Source organism: Aquabacterium sp. (assembly GCF_049274795.1).
Taxonomy (GTDB): Bacteria; Pseudomonadota; Gammaproteobacteria; order Burkholderiales; family Burkholderiaceae_C; genus Aquabacterium.
Genome location: NZ_JBASTH010000065.1, coordinates 15160 through 33130, shown reverse-complemented (window position 1 = coordinate 33130; position 17971 = coordinate 15160). Strand labels below are relative to the sequence as shown.

Below are 17971 nucleotides of genomic sequence, written 5' to 3'. Positions count from 1 at the left end.
ACCTTGTCCTTTTTTTATCCACAACCTTGTTGGCTTGACATCCTCGCAGAAAACGAGGTGGTCACGATGTCAGCCCCCGGTCAGCCTTTGAGTGTCTGCTCCAGCACGTGCAGTTGCTGGTTCAGCTCCGTGTCCTTGGCGCGTTCGCCGGCGATCTTGCGCACGGCGTGCAGCACGGTGGTGTGGTCGCGGCCGCCGAACAGCTCGCCTATCTCGGGCAGGCTCTTCTGGGTCAGCTCCTTGGCCAAGTACATGGCGATCTGGCGTGGGCGGGCGATGCTGGCCGGACGCTTCTTGCTGTACATGTCGGCCACCTTGATCTTGTAGAAGTCGGCCACCGTCTTCTGGATGTTCTCGACGCTGATCTGGCGGTTCTGGATGGACAGCAGGTCCTTCAAGGCCTCGCGGGCCAGCGCGATGGTGATTTCCTTGTGGCTGAACTTGGCGAAGGCCAGCACCTTGCGCAGGGCACCTTCGAGCTCGCGCACGTTGGCGCGCACGTTCTTGGCCACGAAGAAAGCGACGTCCTCGGGCATGGCGATGCCCTCCTGGTCAGCCTTCTTGATCAGGATGGCGACGCGCATTTCCAGCTCAGGCGGCTCGATGGCCACCGTCAGGCCCGCATCGAAGCGGGAGGTCAGGCGCTCATCGATGTTGGCCAGGCCCTTGGGGTAGGTGTCGCTGGTCATGATGATGTGCGCCTTCTTGGCCAGCAGGGCCTCGAACGCGTTGAAGAACTCTTCCTGGGTTCGGTCTTTCCCTGCGAAGAACTGCACGTCGTCGATCAGCAGCAGATCCAGGCTGTGGTACTTCGCTTTCAGTTCATCAAACGTCTTGCGCTGGTAGTTCTTGACCACGTCGGAGATGAACTGCTCGGCGTGCAGGTACAGGATGCGCGCATCGGGCTTGTCGGCCAGCAGGGCGTTGCCCACGGCGTTCATCAGGTGGGTCTTGCCCAGGCCCACGCCGCCGTAGATGAACAGCGGGTTGTACATGTGGCCGGGGGCGCCGGCCACGTGCAGGGCGGCCGTGCGGGCCATCTGGTTGGCACGGCCGGGCACCAGGTTGTCGAAGGTCAGGCCCGGGTTCAGGCCCATCACCTGCGGGTGGCCGCCACGGCGCTGGCCGGTGTACAGGCCGACCACGTTGTGGTGGTCGCTGTTCGGATCAGCCAGCACCACGGTGTGGGGGCCGGCGCTGGGCGGCAGCGGGTTGACGGGCGGCTGGCCGTATTGGCCGTACTGGGCGCTTTGAGCCAGGCCGCGTGCGGCCAGTGCGTTCGGGGGCAGGGCTGTGCCCAGGCTGCCCGTCTGCGCATTGGGCGGCATCAGGGTGGCGCCAGCAGGGCGGGCCATCGTGGCGCGAGGCGCCATGCTGATGTCCAGGCGGATGGCGCCATCGACCACCTCGGCCAGGATGCCCTCCAGGCGGGCGCTGTACTGCGTGCGGATCCAGTCGAGGATGAAACGGTTGGGCACCCGCACGTTGAGCACGGTGGTGTCGCCATCACGCTGCAGTTCGGCCGGCGGCAGCGGGCGGATCCAGGTGTTGTACTGTTGTTCGGGGAGTTCGGCGCGCAGTTTCTCGCAGCACTGTGCCCAGACAGCGTCCGGGTTGTGGGTGGGTGCCAGGCTGGCACTGGGGTTGACGCTGGAATCGGCGGCGCTCATGGTTGTGGACAAGTCCTTCCTCGGGCCGCTGATTCTAAGCCCGCGGGCCGCAGTTTCCGACAGGTTATCCACAGACTTTGACCTTGCGCTCTATGACGAAAACCCATTGACGGCATCAACGGACTCTGTTGTAATCGCGGGTTCGACCCCTTGTGGTTGGGCACAGCCTTGTCTTTTTGCATAATTGACAGAAAAGCGTGCCCCGCCCTGATGGGTTGCACATGGCTTTCGGCAATCGATTCGCAAGCTGTCAACAAACCCGGTCTCGCATGACGCCTTCGGTGCATGAAAGCCCGGAACATGAAAAACCCCTTCGTGGTCCGTTCGACGAACCGCCCGTGGCTTGCAGCCACACCGGGCGGCCTTGATCGGACGGCCGGGGGCCTGAAGGATTCATCATGAAGCGTACTTACCAACCGTCCAAGACCCGCCGCGCCCGCACCCACGGCTTCCTGGTCCGTATGAAGACCAAGGGTGGCCGCAAGGTCATCAACGCCCGCCGCGCCAAGGGCCGCAAGCGTCTGGCTGTCTGATCGTCGCCCGACGATGAGATGAGGCCGACGGGCCGCTCCCACGCCTTGTTCGTGGGCGGCAGGCATGCCGGCCTCGCCTCGACAGGCTGCATGGCGGTGCCCGGACACACTCCGGGTCGGCTCACGCAGCCTGAACTTTTTGGTTGGCCCCAAAACACCCGCAGCAGCGCCGTGACCAGCTCCTGGCTCAGCCCCCTGGCTTTGCGGCCCCGCCTGCGCGCGGCCGATTTCCAGCAGGCCCTGGGCACGAAGCCCGTGGCGCGCAGTGCGCATTTCACCGTGCATTTCGCCCTGCCTTCGCTGGCTCGGCGGGCTCCCCGATCCGTGGGGGAGGCCTTGCATGAACCTGACTTGTCAACAGGCACCGCCCTTGAGGTGATCGAGCCTGTGGATGAAGTGCGCACTCACCACCGTGTCTGGCGGCTCGGGCTGGTCCTGCCCAAGCGCATGGCGAAGCGGTCGGTCACCCGCTCGCTGATTAAGCAACAGGCGCGCCAGCTGTGGCGCGAGCATGCCGCTGCCCTGGAGCAGGCCGGCTGGTTGTGTGCCGAACGCCCGGTGGGCGACTGGGTGCTGCGCCTGAAAGCGCCCTGGCCGGTCAAGGATTTTCCCAGCGCGGCTTCCGAGCCGCTCAAGCAGGCTGTTCGCGCTGAACTGCAGGCCATGCTGCGCCACTGCGTGCAGATCGGCTTCAAGCCAGGGGGCCAGCGATGAACCGTTTCTGGACGCCGCTGGTGATGGCATTGGGCTACCTGTCCCGCCTGGTCAACGCCTTGTTGATGGGGCTGGTGCGCGGTTACCGCTTCTTTTTGAGCCCCTGGCTGGGCTCGGCCTGCCGCTTCACGCCCACCTGTTCAGCTTATGCACTCGAATCCTTGCAAAAGCATGGCCCGGCAGCGGGCACTTATCTGAGCGCGCGGCGTCTATTGCGCTGCCACCCGGGTTGCCCGGGCGGCCATGACCCGGTGCCTGATCGGGCGCCGCGTCTGTTTTCTTTCCTGTCTTCCACTTCTTCTTCGTCTGAAGCACCCCGCCCATGAATGATATGCGTCGGACCATTCTGTGGTCAGTGTTTGCGTTCTCGCTGCTGATGCTGTGGGACGGCTGGCTGCGCCACACCGGCCAGCCTTCCATGTTCGCCCCCGCACCGGCTGCTTCTGCCGCATCGGCACCTTCCGGCTCGGCCCAGGCTTCCGGTGCAACGGATGCCAGCTCGGTGCCGCCGCCTTCGGCCACCGGTGCCAATGCTGCCGTGCCCGTGGCGGCTGCAGCTTCGGGGGCCGCGGTGCCAGGCGCTGCGCCGACCGTGCCGAGCCAGCAACTGGTGCTGACCACCGACGTGCTGCGCGCCACGGTGGACACGCAGGGTGGCAACCTGGTCAAGGTCGAGCTGCTCAAGTACACCGACCAGGATCACCCTGAAAAGCACGTGCTGGTGCTGGATCCGGCCCACTCCTACTCCGCCCAGTCGGGCCTGGTGGATGCGGCCGGTACGGACCTGCCCAACCACACCTCGGCCATGGCCCCGGTCACGGCCGAGCGCACGCTGGCCGACGGCCAGGATGCTTTGGTGCTCAAGCTTGAATCGGCGCCCGTCAACGGCGTCAAGCGCGTGCTGACCTACACCTTCCCGCGTGCCGGCTATGCCGTCGGCGTGAAGCAAGAGGTGGTCAACACCTCGGGCATCACGGTGCGCCCGCAGGTCTATGTGCAGCTGGTGCGTGATGGCGTGGTGCCGGCCTCGTCGGGCTTCTTCGGCGCGCCCACTTCGTACGTGGGCCCGGCCTTCTACACGGCCAACTCCAAGTTCAAGAAGGTGGAGTTCAAGCACATCGACGACAACAGCACCGGGTTCGACAAGACGGCCAACAATGGCTGGGTGTCGGTGGTGCAGCATTACTTCGCGTCGGCCTGGCTGAACACGCAGGACACCTCGCGCGAGTTCTTCGCGCGCAAGGTGGGCACGAACCTGTACGCTGTCGGCATGCTGTTCAACCTGGGCGACGTGGCTGGAGGCCAGAGCAAGGCCTTTGAGTCGCAGCTCTACGTGGGTCCGCAGGAAGAAAAGAAGCTCGAAGCCCTGGCCCCCGGCCTGGAGCTGGTCAAGGACTACGGCCTGGTCACCATCTTGGCCAAGCCGCTGTTCTGGCTGCTGTACTACCTGCACAGCCTGCTGCAGAACTGGGGCTGGTCCATCGTGGCCCTGGTGGTGCTGCTCAAGGCCGCCTTCTACTGGCTGAACGCCAAGGCCTACCGCTCGATGGCCAAGATGAAGGCCATCAACCCGCGCATCCAGGAGATGCGTGAGCGCCTGAAGGACAAGCCGCAGCAGATGCAGCAGGAGATGATGAAGATCTACCGTGAGGAGAAGGTCAACCCGATCGGCGGCTGCCTGCCGATCATGATCCAGATCCCGGTGTTCATCGCGCTGTACTGGGTGCTGCTGTCGTCGGTCGAGATCCGCAACGCACCGTGGATCGGCTGGATCACCGACCTGTCGGTGAAGGATCCGTACTTCGTGCTGCCGCTGCTGATGACGCTGTCGACGCTGCTGCAGACCTGGCTGAACCCGACGCCGCCGGATCCCCTGCAGGCCAAGATGATGTGGATCATGCCGTTGGTGTTCTCGGTGATGTTCTTCTTCTTCCCGGCCGGCCTGGTGCTGTACTGGCTGACGAACAACATCCTGTCGATCGCCCAGCAGTGGATGATCAACAAGCAGATCGAAGGCGCGACGAAGAAGGCCTGATCGGTCTCTTGTCAAAGCTGCACATGTGCGAAAGGGCCCCGAGGGGCCCTTTTTCATGTCCGTTTATTGCCGATGGATGGCAGGCGCTGCGTGTTCAGCCAGGCCAGCCCGGCATGGCACCGTTCAGCGGTGGCGGCGCATCACGGCCACGGCCACGGCAAGCAGCCCAACGCCCATGAGGGCCCAGGTGCCCGGTTCGGGCACGGATTGCACGTACAGGGTGGGCGTGCCGGTGCTGCCCCATTGAGACGGGTCGATCTGGCCTTCAAGGCTGAACTGCACACCGGCGGTGTTCTGCAGCACGATGGTGCCGCCCTGCTGCAGGCTCACATCTGTGGGTGAGCTCGGACCGGTGGTTTGAACCCACAGGCTGCCCGAGGGCGAAGTAGGCTGACCGATGAACACCTCGGTACCTGGTGGCAACTGCACCATGCCGCTGGGAAGAGGCATGGGCGCCTGTCCGACCACGTTGCTATGGATGTTGGCCGTGTCGCCAATGAGTTTGGCTGACCCTTGCATGTCGATCAGGGGAGCGTAGAGCGACAGCGTCGGTGCCTGGACGAGGATGTCGATCAGGGTGATGCTGGTGTCGCTGGAAAAGCTGATGGCCTCGTCGGACACGATGGAGCCGCCAGACAGGCTCAGTTCGCCCAGGCAACTGATGCTCAGACCGAAGGCCGTGGTGTTCAGGGCCAGCGTCTGGCCGCAAGTGAAAGAGGTGTTGAAGGTGGCCGCTGCCTGTGCGCTGCCTGCCAGCATGGACGCGGCCAGAACCAGGCCGCGCATCGTCATCGATCACATTGAATCTCCCTGTTGATGATGCCGAGGCGGAATGTGCACCGGCCTTGATCGTGAGAGTGTAAGGAATCCGGCCATGTGCAGCATGACCGTCACCAACCGTGCGATCCGCACCCCCACGACCAAGGGGTGCGCAGAATCCTTCGCGTAGAAACCCTTTTGACGCGGCGCAGTATGAAGAGTAAAACTATCAACTGTTAAACGTTGATAGAAAACCTAAGGTAAAGCACATGCGCAAGCTGTTGTTGAGCTGGACCTTCCTGGGCGTGGCCCTGGCGCTGGGGATCTGGTCCACCATCGCGCTGGACTACGACCAGAACAAGGTCGTGCTGTACTTCCTGCTGCCCTATTTCGCGCTGGCCACCCTGATGCAATACGTGTGGCCCGAGCAGCCCAACCAGTTCGAGTCTGGTGAGGTCTGGACAGACATCCTCAACAACGCCGCCCTGCTGGGCATCACGGCGTTGCAGGGTGCGATCGTCCATTGGATGGCGGCGGGCGGTAATGGCCTGCTGTTCCAGTGGGGTTGGCTGCCTGAATCCTTCGCGGCGCACCACCTGCCCATGTGGGGCCAGGTGCTGGTGGCCTGGCTGGTGTTCGACTTCATGTTCTACGCCACGCACCGCATCGCGCACGAGGTCGATTTCTTCTGGCGCTTCCATAGCGTGCACCACAGCGCCAACCGGCTGAGCTTCATGAACGCCAGCCGCGTGCACCCCATCGACATCATCTGGCGCCGCCTGGTGCCGCTGTTCGTGGCCTTCCAGACCGGCGTGAGCCCCGAGGCCATGATCATGGCCAACACCATCGGCGCCACGCTGGCCGTGATCACGCACATGAACGTGGATTTCCGCTTCGGCGTGCTGAACTACGTGTTCGGCTCCAACGAAGTGCACCGCTGGCACCACTCCAACAAGATCGAAGAGGCCAAGAACTTCTCGGTGGTGATGATCTGGGATCACCTGTTCGGCACCTTCGTCTACAAGCCGCAGGGCCAGGAGCGCCCGGCCAAGATGGGCCTGTTCAATGAGCTGTACTACCCCCGGCACAACTTCTGGGGCCAGTTGCTGATCCCCTTCACCTGGAAGCGCTGGAAAGCGCGCCAGGCTGCTGCTGCGCAGGATGCCGTGCCGACGGAGCCTGTCTTCAGCGAGACCCTGCCCGCGCAGCGCGTGGCCGGTGATGACGGCAAGCCGTTGACGGCTTGATGGCCACACGCCCTTGATGCCCACTTGATGCAACCCTGCCTGCGCATCAAGGCATCATGATCTGACAGCGGTTCACCCATCGCCGACAATGACGGCCTGGCCGCCTGCGCACTGCGGCCGCGACTGTCAAGGAATCGAGCAGCAAGATGGCGTGGACCGATCAAAACAGCCCCATCGTGGCCGTGGCCACGGCCCCCGGCCGGGGCGCCGTGGGTATGGTGCGCGTCTCCGGCAAAGGCCTGGCGCCGCTGGCCTGCGCACTGACGGGCCGTGACCTCGCCCCGCGCCATGCCACCTATGGCCCCTTGCGTGATGCGCGTGGCGAGGCCATCGACCACGGCCTGGCGATCTACTTCCCGGGGCCTCACAGCTACACCGGCGAGGACGTGCTCGAGCTGCAGGCCCACGGCGGCCCCGTGGTGCTGCAGCTGCTGGTGGCGCGCTGCCTGGAGGCTGCTGCATCCATTGACACTGCTACCGGCCGCGCCTTGCTGCCCGGCCTGCGCCTGGCCGAGCCGGGCGAGTTCACCGAGCGTGCCTTTCTCAACGACAAGATCGACCTGGCCCAGGCCGAGGCCATCGCCGACCTGATCGACGCCAGCACCGAGGCTGCCGCACGCTCGGCCAGCCGCTCGCTGGGCGGCGCCTTCTCCGGCGAGGTCAACACCTTGCGTGACCGCCTGATCGAGTTGCGCATGCTGGTCGAGGCCACGCTGGATTTTCCGGAAGAGGAGATCGACTTCCTGGAAAAGGCCCGTGCCCGCGAGCGCCTGGACAAGGTGGCAGCCGCCGTGGACAGCGTGCTGGCCCATGCCCGCCAGGGCGCCTTGCTGCGTGAAGGCCTGCAGGTGGTGCTGGCCGGCCAGCCCAATGCGGGCAAGAGCTCGCTGCTTAACGCGCTGGCCGGGGCCGAGCTGGCCATCGTCACGCCCATCCCTGGCACCACGCGCGACAAGGTCAGCGAGACCATCCAGATCGAGGGCGTGCCGCTGAAGGTGATCGACACCGCCGGCCTGCGTGCCGAGCACGAGGCCAGCGACGAGGTCGAGCGCATCGGCATGGCGCGCAGCTGGGAAGCCATCGGCCAGGCCGATGTGGTGCTCTTCCTGCATGACCTGACGCGGGTGGACGAACCCGCCTACGCGCAAGCCGATGCCGGCATCGCGCAGCGCGTGGCCGAGGCCGTGGGCGACCGGGTGCCGGTGCTGCACGTGCTCAACAAGGCCGATGCGGCGGGTGCGCACACCGTGGCCGCACATTTGGCGCTGGACCTGGCGCCACACGGCGAGCGCGTGGCGCTGTCAGCCCGCACGGGTGATGGCCTGGAGCCGCTGCGCCGCGAACTGCTGACCCTGGCCGGCTGGCAGCACAACGCCGAAGGCGTGTTCATCGCCCGCCAGCGCCATGTGCAGGCGCTGCGCGAGGCGCGTGGGCACCTGGAGATGGCGCAACTGCATGCGGCTCAGGCCGATGGTGCGCTGGATTTGCTGGCCGAGGAACTGCGCCTGGCGCACGATGCGCTGGGGCGCATCACCGGGGCGTTCTCGGCGGATGACCTGCTGGGGGAGATATTCAGCAGGTTTTGCATCGGCAAGTAGGCATGCCATGCGGCGCATGGCTTCAGCGCCCCGTTGAACCTTTGCACAGGCTCATGTTGTGCCAGGTAGCTCGGGCTGTGGCGACGTAGTTGTCAAAGTCGCAAGGCGGTATCTCGCCTTTCAGCCCTTGCTCGTCGGCCTGGCCTGAGGCCCTGGTGTTCTGAAGCAGCTTCAGGCATTGCCCAGGGGCGCCGGCATGGAAATGGGCCAGTGCCAGATCATTGCGGATGCGGTCTGCCTCGATCCAGTCCAGGAAATCACCGCACTGCTCCAGCACGGGGCTCAGTGCTGCCACGGCCTGGGGGTACTGCTTGGCGCGGTAATGCGCGATGAAAGTGTCGCGGGCCTTGCGCTGGCCTGTGCGGCTGCAGTGCGCCGGAGGCTTGCGGTAGGTTCCACCGATGTGGGCCCGCGCGCCGCAGTGCTGGAGGCAGGCTTCGCCGTTCTGCAGCGGCAGGTCGAGCCACTGTCCCTGGTGCGATGGTGTCAGGCGGACACGGCAGGATGGGCCGGTGGTGTCATCGGACTCATCGTTGGTCTGTGCGTAGCTTCCCTTGATCTGTCCCGACATGCTGCACGAATGGCAGTTGGCGCCCGTCGTTTCCAGAGAAAAGCTCGTCTGGCCATGCTGGCGTTCTATCTTCAGCACCCCGGAATCTCCGGAGCGGACGTATTCGCCCGGCGCGATCGGTTGCGCGGACGCTGAATTGCAGAGCGCAAAGGCCAGCAGCACTGCGGAGAGGAACCTCGAACGCCCCATGTCTATTCGTGATGTGTGTCAGCCGCCATTGGCCGGCGGCAAGGTTACCAGCCTGTTGACATCGGTGGTGAGGGCTCGGGGCGGTGCTGCTGGTGGTCTCCCTGTCGCTGCTGGGTGCCTATGCCTGGCACGCCACGCAGGTGCCCTTCCCGCTGCTCAAGCTGGCGCTGTTCAAGGTGCGCACCTTCCGGGTGTCGGTGGTGGGCGGCTTCATCACGCGGCTGGGCATCGGCGGGCTGCCTTTCCTGCTGCCGCTGATGTACCAGGTGGGCATGGGCATGCCGGCCTGGCAGTCGGGCCTGCTGATGATGCCGGCCGCCTTAGGTGCCATGGGCATGAAGCTGGTGGCGGGGCGCCTGCTCAAGCAGTTTGGCTACCGGCATGTGCTGACCATCAATACCGTGCGGATCGGCATCACGATCGGGCTGTTCTCGCTGGTTGACATCGGCACGCCGGTGTGGGTCATCGTGCTGCCGGGGCTGGCGCAGGGGCTGTTCAAATCGCTGCAGTTCAGCAGCATAAACACCATGGCCTATGCCGATGTGGACGCGGCGGATTCCAGCATGGCCAGCACCATCGCCAGCTCGATGCAGCAGATGTCCATGAGCTTCGGGCTGGCCTTCGGCACGCTGGTGGTGGGCTGGTGCCTGGGCGACATGGCGCAGAGTGACCGCATCGCGGTGATGCATGCGCTGGACCACGCCTTCCTGACGATGGCCGGCCTGACGGTGCTGTCATCGCTGACGTTCTGGTCGCTCCAGCCTGGGGATGGCGCCAGCGTGAGCCAGGGCGAAGATGGCCCCAGGCTGCGGCAGGCGGCGGCCGACAAGGCCGAAGGTGGTGCTTTGGCGGTGTGAGGGATCCTGCCAGTGGATTTGTGTCTCAGCCAGCGGTGATAATGTCCCCTGCAGCCTGACGTCTGGCTGCTTTCAGGGGGAATCCACATGAAGATCAATACTCAGGCGTTGGCGGCGCTGGCCGCTGCGTTGACCATTGGCGTGCTTTCCGGTTGCGCTACCGAATCCTCGCAAGCCTTGTCTGTGCCGCAAGTGCAGTCTGCAGGTCAAACCTACAGCGGCGTGCGTTCGCCTATTGCCGTCGGCAAGTTCGACAACCGTTCCAGCTACATGCGCGGCATCTTCTCGGATGGGGTAGACCGCCTAGGCGGTCAGGCCAAGACCATCTTGATTACACATCTGCAGCAGACCAATCGCTTCAATGTGCTCGACCGTGACAATCTGGCCGAGATCAAGCAGGAAGCGGGTTTCAAGGGCCAAGTCAGCAAGCTTAAGGGCGCTGACTACGTGGTCACCGGCGATGTGACCGAGTTCGGTCGCAAAGAGGTGGGCGATCAACAGCTGTTCGGCATTCTGGGCCGTGGCAAATCGCAGATCGCCTATGCCAAGGTCGCGCTGAACATCGTGGACATCTCCACGTCGGAGGTGGTCTATTCCACCCAGGGCGCAGGCGAGTACAGCCTTTCCAACCGAGAGATCATCGGCTTTGGCGGAACCGCCAGCTATGACTCTACGCTCAACGGCAAGGTGCTGGACTTGGCCATGCGTGAGGCGGTCAACAAGCTGGTTGTTGCCATCGACTCGGGCGCCTGGAAGCCCGCCAAGTAATCCACATCGCCCCGTGTTGATGGTCGCCCGTGGCCTTGCGCCATGGGATGACGATGTCTTTTGAAAGAACACATGAAATACCTTGTGAAGAAGGCAGGCGTGAGCGTGGCCTTGTTGATGGCCGGCGTGCTGGTGGGCTGCGCCGCGCCCAAGCCGCTGTATCAGTGGGAGGGCTATCAGGCCCAGGTCTACAACCACCTGCGCTCCCAGGGAGCCACTGGCCCCGAAGCTCAGATTGCGGCGATGGAAGAGGGCTTCCAAAAGATCCGTGCTCAAGGCGGCATGCCGCCTCCCGGCTACCACGCGCACCTCGGCTTGCTGTACTTGCAAGTGGGTAAAGATGATCAGGCCGTTCAGCAGTTGCGCACGGAGAAGGCGCTTTTCCCTGAGTCGGCCAAGTACATGGATTTTCTGATGGCCAAAGCCCAGAAGAACTGAAAGGCACTGACATGACATCCATGAAGACATCGAGCTTGCTCAAGATGGCCGCGATCACGCTGGTGGCAGGCCTGTTCACGGGCTGCGCCACGCAGAACCGGTCATACGACTACAGTGCGTTCAAACAGAGTCGCCCCACGTCGATTCTGGTGCTCCCGCCGCTGAACCAATCGCCTGAGGTGAATGCGACGGCCAGCATGCTGGCCCAGATGACCTATCCGCTGGCGGAGTCTGGCTACTACGTTCTGCCCGTCACACTGGTCGCAGAGACCTTCAAGAACAATGGTTTGCACAACGCGGGCGAAATCCATGAAGTCTCGATCGCCAAGCTCCACGAGATCTTCGGGGCCGATGCGGCCTTGTACGTGACGGTCACCCGGTACGGGGCCACTTACACGGTGTTTGACAGTGCCGCTGTGGTGTCGGCCACTGGCAAGCTGGTGGATCTCAAGACGGGCGCGATGTTGTGGGAGGGAACGGCCACGGCCTCCAACAACGAGGGTGGCAACAACGGGCAGGGCGGTCTGGTTGGCATGCTGGTCGCGGCGGTGGTCAAGCAGATCATGAACAATGTGACCGATGCCAGCCACCCTGTCGCCGGCATTACCAGCCAGCGCCTGCTGGTCGCGGGGCGTCCCAACGGCATGCTTTTTGGGCCGCGATCGCCCAACTATCAAAAGGACTGAGCCGTCGCCTGGCTTTCAGGGCAGTGCCTTGGCCGGCACGCTGCCCTTGGCCAGGATGGCATCGACCACCTCCAGCACGGTGGGCAGGTCCAGCGGCTTTTGCAGGTAGGCCAGGGCCCCGGCGGCGCGGGCCTGGGCCATGGTGGATGGCGTCACGTCGGCTGACACGACCACCACGGGCACCTCGCGCATCCCGTCGTGGCGCTTCATCCAGGCCAGCAGGTCCAGGCCGCTGCCGTCGGGCAGGTGCATGTCCAGCAGCACCAGGTCGAAGGATTCCGTGTCCAGCCGTTCCATGCCGGCGTGTACCGTCACCTCGTTGTGCACCTCGATCTGCGGACGCAGGCCCAGCATGGCGGCCATGATGTCGCGGTTGGCCAGGTTGTCCTCCACGTAGAGCACCTTGCGGGTGTCGTAGGGGGCCTCGGCCAGAGGGGCGGCGGGCTTGTGCATGGGCTCGGTCTCCGTCGGGTTGCCGGCGGCCTGGGCGGCGCCGGGGTGCGGCGGGTGTGCCGCCGGCAGGTCGAAAAAGAAGGTACTGCCGTGTTGCTCGGTGCTCGACACCCGTAGCGTACCGCCCATCAGGGCCACCAGGCGCTGGCAGATCACCAGGCCGATGCCGGTACCCGGGGTGCTGGTGCTTTCCTGTCCCAGCCGGTTGAAGGGCTCGAACAGGTGGGCCTGTTGGGCCGGGCTCATGCCGATGCCCGTGTCGCGCACCTTGAAGCGGATGGGCGCGCCCTGCGCATCGGCCTCCTGGCTGGCCGACAGCGTGACTTCGCCATCGGGGCGGTTGTACTTGATGGCATTGCTCAGCAGGTTGAGCAGCACCTGCTTGAAGCGGGTGCGGTCTGCATGGGCGATCAGGGGCGGGCCGGGCGGCAGGTCAAGCGCCAGCCGGATGCCCGTGGCGCGGGCTTCGCCCAGCAAGGTCTGCTGCGCGTCCAGCAGCACATCGGACACGTTCACATCCTCGATCACCAGGTGCATGGTGCCGGCCTCAATGCGCGACACGTCCAGCACGTCGGTGATCATCGTCAGCAGGTGGCGCCCTGATGAATCGATCTGCTCGACCATGGACAGTTGCGATGCGCTGAGCGGCTGGCGCGTGTCCAGCTTGAGCACCTGGGCAAAGCCGAGCACGGCGTTCAAGGGCGTGCGCAGTTCATGGCTCATGCGCGAGAGAAACTCGGTCTTGGCCTGGTTGGAGGCCTCGGCCACCTGCTGGGCCTGGCGGGCCTGCCGCGCGGCGTGCTGCTCGCCCACGTCCTGCAGGTACACGCCCAGGCTTCGCCCGGAGGGGTAGGCCTGAACGTCCAGCCACAGCCGCAAGCTGGGCAGGTGAGCTTCGGCGTGCACGGGCTGCTGGCGGTTCACGGCACTGTCGAACACCGAGCGCAGGGCGGCGGCGTCGCGTGGGGCCAGCGCCGTGCTCAGGGCCTGGCCCAGCAGATGGCTTCTGGCCTGGTGCAGCAGGGACTCGGCCCGGCGGTTGACGTAGGCGAAGCGCCCTTCGTCATCGAGCTGGAAGAAGCCATCGTGGATGCTTTCGAGCGTATGGGTGATGCGCTGCAGCAGGGCCTCGCGCTCGTGTTCACGCTCCGCCAGGCGCTGGCTCATGTCGGTGAAGCCCTGCTCCAGGGCGACGAACTCCAGGCTGGCATCGTGGCGGGCGGGCTCGGTGGGCGGGCCGGGGCTCTCACCGCGGGAGGTGCGCGCCATGCGGTCCAGCAGCCGGTCGGCGGGCGCCACCACGCGTGAGACGGCCAGCCGCCAGGCCACCCACAAGGCCAGGGTGAACAAGGCGGCGCTCATGCCCAGCAGCAACACCAGTGATTGCTTGAGCCCGGCCGTGAGTTCGGCGCGTGGCAGCCCGACCGCCACGCTCCAGCCCGACAGGTTCGAGCGTGTGAAGGCCGTGACCACGGGGATGCCTTCGAGCGTGTCGGTCTCGATCACGCCTTCGGCCTGGTCGTGGGCGGCACGCACCAGGTCGGGCACGGCGGACTTGCCCACGTACAGGTTCATTTCATGCGTGCGGGCCACGATGCGGCCCTGGCTGTCGAGCACGGCGGCGATCCAGTCGCGCGGCAGGCGCTGGCCGGCCAGCACGCCGGCCACCCGGTCCGGGAAGATGCCGGCATTGAGGGTGTAGACCGTGGTGCCGCTGCGCTGCACGGGAATGCCCAGCGCCATGATGGGTTTGCCGGTGACCGGCCCGGTGAACACATCGGTGAGCACGGGCTGCGCCGTGGTGAAGATGCGCATCAATTGCGGCGGACCGCCCACCAGCGGCAGCGCCGAGCCCCAGGCGCGCAAGGTGTTGACCTGCTGGCGCCCTTGCGGATCGATCAGCACGATGTTGTTGATGTTCTGGAACGGCAGCGCGCCGCGTGCCTGGGCGTGGAAGGTGCCCAGGTCGTCATCGGCCAGGGCGGCGGACGATCCCAGCACGCGCAGGCCCGATTCGATGCTGGCCAGGTCGCGGTCCAGGCTGGCGGCGGCGGCGCGTGCGGTGCCGATCACATCGCGGATGGCGCGCGCCTTGTGTGCCTCGTAGTCCGACACGATGAAGTAGGTGGACAGCAGCAGCCCAGGAAGCACGCAGGCCACGACCAGCACGGCCAGGCTGGTGCGGATGCGCCACGGGGGGCGGCCGGCCATGGCGGTGTCGCGGCTGGGGGGCTCGTCGGGCCGGTGACGGGCACTCCAGGAGGTGAACGCGGTCATCGAGACGATCCCATGCGTTGTCATCGGGCCCGGTGGCGCCAGGCCGTGCGCGTACTGCTCCGGAGCGCCTCTTCGGGCGTCCGGCTGACCAGTAGATCACAAGCCGAGGCCGAGATAAAGCCCGCCACGTTCTGGGATGATGGCCGTGTTCAGCGCGTTCGTTTTCCCGATGCGAAATGAACGTGCATGCGCCCTGGATGTGACATGACCGACATGAGCCACCTGCCTGACCCTCGCGCCCTGCTGCGATCCCTGTTTGACACCGCCGTGGCACAGGCCCAGCCGGCGCTGGCCCTGCCGCCGCACCTGCCACCGCCGCCCAAGGGGCGTACCGTGGTGATCGGCGCGGGCAAGGCCAGCGCGGCCATGGCCCGTGCGCTGCAGGCCGCCTGGCCAACTGACAAGCCCCTGAGCGGCGTGGCCATCACACGCCATGGGCACGTGCCGCCCCTGCCGGCCGGTGCGTCCGCAGACCGCATTACCCTGCTGGAGGCGGCCCACCCGGTGCCTGATGAGGCCGGCCTGCGCGCCACCCAGCAGATGCTCGATGCCCTGAAGGGCCTGACACCGGACGATCTGGTGATCGCCTTGATGTCGGGCGGGGGCTCTGCGCTGCTGGCCGCGCCCTTGCCCGGCTGGAGCTTGCAAGGAGAGCAGGATCTGAACCGCCAGCTGCTGCGCAGCGGCGCCGCGATCGGCGAGATGAACGCGGTGCGCCGCCACCTGTCCGCGCTCAAGGGCGGGCGCCTGGCGACCTTGTGCCGGCCCGCGCGCCTGCTGACCCTGGCGATCTCGGACGTGCCGGGCGATGCGCTGCACGACATCGCCAGCGGCCCCACGGTGCCCGATCCCAGCACCTGCGCCGACGCGCTGGCCGTGATCGACCGCTACCAGCTCACATTGCCGCCAGCCCTGCTCGAAGGCCTGCGCGAGGGCACGCTGGAAACACCCAAGCCGGGCGATGCGGCTTTTGCCCGTGATGAGGCCAAACTGATTGCCACGCCGCTGGCCATGTTGCACGCAGCGGCCGAGCACGCACGGCACCTGGGCCTGAAGGCGTACGTGCTGAGCGACCGCATCGAGGGTGAGGCGCGCGAGGTGGGCACGGTGCATGCCGGGCTGGCGCTGCATGCGGCGCGCTCATGCGGGTCACAGGGGCCACAAGGTGCGGATGGCGCGTCACCTTTCGAGGCGCCTTGCGTGCTGCTCTCGGGTGGTGAGACCACGGTGACGCTGGGTGCCGTGTCTGCCCAGGCCGACGGCGCCACAAGCTCGCTGGCCCCCAGCGGCGGCCGCTGCTCGGAGTTCCTGCTGGGCGCGGCCCTGGCTTTGCGTGGCGAGCCCTGCGTGTGGATGCTGGCCGCCGATACCGATGGCATCGATGGCGCCAGCGAGGCGGCCGGCGCGTTGCTCACGCCCGACACGCTGGCAAGGGCCCGTGCGGCGGGCATGGACCCATATGCGATGCTGCGGGCGCATGCCTCCGGTCAGTTCTTTGAGCGGCTGGGCGATGCGGTGGTGTCCGGCCCCACCTTCACCAACGTCAACGATTTCAGGGCAGTGCTGGTGCACCGTGGCGCGTGACGTCGCGCCGCAGCACGACGGGCTTGCCCCCATGCTGGCGGCTGGTCAACCAGGCGGCCAGCGCCGAATCCAGGTGATCGACATGGGCCGGGAACCAGCGCCACAGGCTGTCGGCCAGGTGGTGCACCATGGTCACATCAGCCTGCTGCTGCGCCAGGGCCTGCTGCACCTCGCGCACGGATGACAGCACGGCCGCGTGCTCCTTGATGTGGCAATCGCGGGGCGGGAAGGCGCTGGCGTTCATCCAGTCGTCTTCCTGGCCGAAGTGCTCTTCAAGATGCTGGGCCATGCGCTCCAGCGCCTGCACGGCATCACCGGCCGTGCAGTGGCGCAGCAAGCGGGCCGCATCGACGAAATCCTCATGGTGATCGTCCATGCGCGGGTGGCCCAGCGCGAAGCTGTCGCTCCAGTCCATCACCTCGCCGGTGTCGTGTGCCATCGTCGTCATCTCAAGCCTCAACTGGCTTTCTGCGGCTTGGTGTGCCGCGGCAGTTCACCGAAACGGTCTCTGTAATAGGCCGCGAAACGGCCCAAGTGGCTGAAGCCGCAGGACAGCGCGACATCGGTGATGGGGGCAAAAGGGTTGGCCTGCAACTGCTCGCGCGCGGCGTCCAGCCGCAGGTTGCGCAGCCATTCCATGGGGCTGGTGCCGTACTGGCGCTTCCAATGCAGGTGCAGCGTGCGCGCACTGACGCCGGCCGATCGGGCCAGGTCGTCCATGTTCACGGGCGCGGCCAGGCGGTCACGCGCGAACTTCTCGGCCGCGGCCAGCGGGTTGCCCCGCTGTGTGCCGGCGCGCTCATCGCGGTCGTTCAGGTGGCGCTGCTGCGTGAGCAGGTGCACCGCCAGGCCCTGCTCGCAATGCGCGATCCAGGCGGGGTGCCCGGCCGCAGCGCCAGGGGCCTGCTGCTCGGTGGCGGTGAGCAGGGCGCCCAATAGCGCGTTCCATTGCCAGCCGGCGTCGCCATCGATCAGCGTCACCGGTGAGATCAGGGGCTTGCTCATGTCCAGCCGCTGGCGCCAGGGCATGTGGTCCAGTGCCGCCTGGTGGAAGAGCGCGTTGGGGATGCGCACGATCAGTTGTTCGCACTCGCTGCTCCACAGGATTTTCAGGGCGTGTCGGGGCGAGACGAGGGCCGATTGCCCGGGCGTGAGATCCAGCGCCTCGCCATCGCAGTGGATGCGGGTGGCACCGCGCAGCGGCACCTGCACCAGCGAGAAATCATCGAACAGCCGGGGTGTGATCTCCACCTCGACGCCATAGCGCAGCACCATCAGCTGCAGGCGCGGGGTCGAGCGCATGAACAGCGCGGCATCGGCCCGGCCATAGCCGGCCCGCACCTCGTGCTCGACGATGGCGCGCTGCATGTAGGCCTGCGATTCGCACAGGTCCTTGCCTTCGAACACCGCGTTGGCATACATGCCGGCGGCGTTCACGGCGGTGGTTTCCAGGCCAAAAGTGGGCATGGTTGGCTGTCTCCAAGAAACGGCCCCCCCGTTCAAGCTTGGTACGGCATCAGCACGCGGCGCGGTCACCTGTGGGTGGCGCATGCCTTGTGGAGGATGATAAGACGCCATGGCCGAAACGGTCT

The 17971-nt window shown here is 65.8% G+C and carries 17 protein-coding genes; 11 read left to right on the top strand and 6 right to left on the bottom strand.

Translation table 11 applies throughout. The features are described 5' to 3' along the window. Positions 1 to 80: 80 nt before the first annotated feature. Complete coding sequence (gene dnaA / locus WAQ08_RS09630) at positions 81 to 1670, bottom strand: chromosomal replication initiator protein DnaA (protein WP_422191326.1); 1590 nt, start codon at positions 1668 to 1670, stop codon at positions 81 to 83. A 398-nt stretch (positions 1671 to 2068) separates the two neighbouring features. Between dnaA and rpmH the strand changes: the two genes are divergently transcribed. The 4 genes from rpmH (at position 2069) to yidC (ending at position 4952) form a co-directional block, all read left to right on the top strand. Beyond that, the gene (gene rpmH / locus WAQ08_RS09625) at positions 2069 to 2203 is read left to right on the top strand and encodes a 50S ribosomal protein L34 (RefSeq protein WP_109038111.1); all 135 of its coding nucleotides are present in this window, start codon (positions 2069 to 2071) and stop codon (positions 2201 to 2203) included. 171 nt (positions 2204 to 2374) lie between these two features. Beyond that, positions 2375 to 2917, top strand: a complete 543-nt coding sequence (locus WAQ08_RS09620; RefSeq protein ID WP_422191324.1) for a ribonuclease P protein component — start codon at positions 2375 to 2377, stop codon at positions 2915 to 2917. Between the two features lie 47 nt (positions 2918 to 2964). Further along, positions 2965 to 3243, top strand: coding sequence for a membrane protein insertion efficiency factor YidD (yidD, locus tag WAQ08_RS09615; protein ID WP_422191357.1), 279 nt, complete (start codon positions 2965 to 2967; stop codon positions 3241 to 3243). After that, on the top strand, positions 3240 to 4952 hold the full coding sequence (yidC, locus tag WAQ08_RS09610) for a membrane protein insertase YidC (protein WP_422191322.1): 1713 nt from the start codon (positions 3240 to 3242) through the stop codon (positions 4950 to 4952). The genes yidD and yidC overlap by 4 nt, the downstream gene beginning before the upstream one ends. A 123-nt stretch (positions 4953 to 5075) precedes the next feature. On the opposite strand, the gene WAQ08_RS09605 is transcribed toward yidC, so the two are convergent. Continuing rightward, the gene (locus tag WAQ08_RS09605; protein WP_422191320.1) at positions 5076 to 5744 is read right to left on the bottom strand and encodes a PEP-CTERM sorting domain-containing protein; all 669 of its coding nucleotides are present in this window, start codon (positions 5742 to 5744) and stop codon (positions 5076 to 5078) included. A gap of 236 nt (positions 5745 to 5980) precedes the next feature. Between WAQ08_RS09605 and WAQ08_RS09600 the strand changes: the two genes are divergently transcribed. Further along, positions 5981 to 6958: a sterol desaturase family protein gene (locus WAQ08_RS09600; protein WP_422191318.1), complete on the top strand. Its 978-nt coding sequence runs from the start codon at positions 5981 to 5983 to the stop codon at positions 6956 to 6958. A 146-nt stretch (positions 6959 to 7104) separates the two neighbouring features. Continuing rightward, positions 7105 to 8556, top strand: a complete 1452-nt coding sequence (gene mnmE / locus WAQ08_RS09595) for a tRNA uridine-5-carboxymethylaminomethyl(34) synthesis GTPase MnmE (RefSeq protein WP_422191316.1) — start codon at positions 7105 to 7107, stop codon at positions 8554 to 8556. A 22-nt stretch (positions 8557 to 8578) separates the two neighbouring features. On the opposite strand, the gene WAQ08_RS09590 is transcribed toward mnmE, so the two are convergent. Further along, on the bottom strand, positions 8579 to 9289 hold the full coding sequence (locus tag WAQ08_RS09590; protein WP_422191314.1) for a hypothetical protein: 711 nt from the start codon (positions 9287 to 9289) through the stop codon (positions 8579 to 8581). A gap of 119 nt (positions 9290 to 9408) precedes the next feature. Here WAQ08_RS09590 and WAQ08_RS09585 point away from each other — a divergent pair, with 119 nt between their 5' ends. The 4 genes from WAQ08_RS09585 to WAQ08_RS09570 all read left to right on the top strand — a co-directional run bounded on the left by WAQ08_RS09585 (position 9409) and on the right by WAQ08_RS09570 (position 12065). Continuing rightward, positions 9409 to 10173, top strand: coding sequence for an MFS transporter (locus WAQ08_RS09585; RefSeq protein WP_422191312.1), 765 nt, complete (start codon positions 9409 to 9411; stop codon positions 10171 to 10173). A gap of 87 nt (positions 10174 to 10260) precedes the next feature. Next, a complete protein-coding gene (locus WAQ08_RS09580; protein ID WP_422191310.1) occupies positions 10261 to 10941 on the top strand; it encodes a CsgG/HfaB family protein in 681 nt (226 codons plus the stop codon). 72 nt (positions 10942 to 11013) lie between these two features. Further along, positions 11014 to 11379, top strand: coding sequence for a DUF4810 domain-containing protein (locus WAQ08_RS09575; RefSeq protein WP_422191356.1), 366 nt, complete (start codon positions 11014 to 11016; stop codon positions 11377 to 11379). Between the two features lie 11 nt (positions 11380 to 11390). After that, positions 11391 to 12065 carry a DUF799 domain-containing protein gene (locus WAQ08_RS09570; RefSeq protein WP_422191308.1) on the top strand — a complete coding sequence of 225 codons (675 nt, stop codon included), beginning with the start codon at positions 11391 to 11393 and terminating at the stop codon, positions 12063 to 12065. Positions 12066 to 12080: 15 nt separating this feature from the next. Here the strand turns inward: WAQ08_RS09570 and WAQ08_RS09565 are convergent, their stop codons facing one another. After that, positions 12081 to 14795: an ATP-binding protein gene (locus tag WAQ08_RS09565; protein WP_422191306.1), complete on the bottom strand. Its 2715-nt coding sequence runs from the start codon at positions 14793 to 14795 to the stop codon at positions 12081 to 12083. Positions 14796 to 14999: 204 nt separating this feature from the next. Here WAQ08_RS09565 and WAQ08_RS09560 point away from each other — a divergent pair, with 204 nt between their 5' ends. Further along, positions 15000 to 16379 carry a glycerate kinase type-2 family protein gene (locus tag WAQ08_RS09560; protein ID WP_422191304.1) on the top strand — a complete coding sequence of 460 codons (1380 nt, stop codon included), beginning with the start codon at positions 15000 to 15002 and terminating at the stop codon, positions 16377 to 16379. On the opposite strand, the gene WAQ08_RS09555 is transcribed toward WAQ08_RS09560, so the two are convergent. Both WAQ08_RS09555 and WAQ08_RS09550 read right to left on the bottom strand, forming a co-directional pair. Then, positions 16348 to 16827 carry a bacteriohemerythrin gene (locus tag WAQ08_RS09555; RefSeq protein WP_422191302.1) on the bottom strand — a complete coding sequence of 160 codons (480 nt, stop codon included), beginning with the start codon at positions 16825 to 16827 and terminating at the stop codon, positions 16348 to 16350. The two genes, WAQ08_RS09560 and WAQ08_RS09555, sit on opposite strands and share 32 nt — an antisense overlap. Positions 16828 to 16835: 8 nt before the next feature. Then, complete coding sequence (locus WAQ08_RS09550; RefSeq protein WP_422191300.1) at positions 16836 to 17846, bottom strand: AraC family transcriptional regulator; 1011 nt, start codon at positions 17844 to 17846, stop codon at positions 16836 to 16838. Positions 17847 to 17971: the final 125 nt, after the last annotated feature.

What these genes read in the sequence shown, in the direction of transcription:
- dnaA (WP_422191326.1), bottom strand. Translation starts at nt 1,670, where the DNA reads ATGAGCGCCGCCGATTCCAGCGTCAACCCCAGTGCCAGCCTGGCACCC.
- rpmH (WP_109038111.1), top strand. Translation starts at nt 2,069, where the DNA reads ATGAAGCGTACTTACCAACCGTCCAAGACCCGCCGCGCCCGCACCCAC.
- yidC (WP_422191322.1), top strand. Translation starts at nt 3,240, where the DNA reads ATGAATGATATGCGTCGGACCATTCTGTGGTCAGTGTTTGCGTTCTCG.
- WAQ08_RS09605 (WP_422191320.1), bottom strand. Translation starts at nt 5,744, where the DNA reads ATGACGATGCGCGGCCTGGTTCTGGCCGCGTCCATGCTGGCAGGCAGC.
- WAQ08_RS09600 (WP_422191318.1), top strand. Translation starts at nt 5,981, where the DNA reads ATGCGCAAGCTGTTGTTGAGCTGGACCTTCCTGGGCGTGGCCCTGGCG.
- mnmE (WP_422191316.1), top strand. Translation starts at nt 7,105, where the DNA reads ATGGCGTGGACCGATCAAAACAGCCCCATCGTGGCCGTGGCCACGGCC.
- WAQ08_RS09580 (WP_422191310.1), top strand. Translation starts at nt 10,261, where the DNA reads ATGAAGATCAATACTCAGGCGTTGGCGGCGCTGGCCGCTGCGTTGACC.
- WAQ08_RS09575 (WP_422191356.1), top strand. Translation starts at nt 11,014, where the DNA reads ATGAAATACCTTGTGAAGAAGGCAGGCGTGAGCGTGGCCTTGTTGATG.
- WAQ08_RS09570 (WP_422191308.1), top strand. Translation starts at nt 11,391, where the DNA reads ATGACATCCATGAAGACATCGAGCTTGCTCAAGATGGCCGCGATCACG.
- WAQ08_RS09565 (WP_422191306.1), bottom strand. Translation starts at nt 14,795, where the DNA reads ATGACCGCGTTCACCTCCTGGAGTGCCCGTCACCGGCCCGACGAGCCC.
- WAQ08_RS09560 (WP_422191304.1), top strand. Translation starts at nt 15,000, where the DNA reads ATGACCGACATGAGCCACCTGCCTGACCCTCGCGCCCTGCTGCGATCC.
- WAQ08_RS09555 (WP_422191302.1), bottom strand. Translation starts at nt 16,827, where the DNA reads ATGACGACGATGGCACACGACACCGGCGAGGTGATGGACTGGAGCGAC.
- WAQ08_RS09550 (WP_422191300.1), bottom strand. Translation starts at nt 17,846, where the DNA reads ATGCCCACTTTTGGCCTGGAAACCACCGCCGTGAACGCCGCCGGCATG.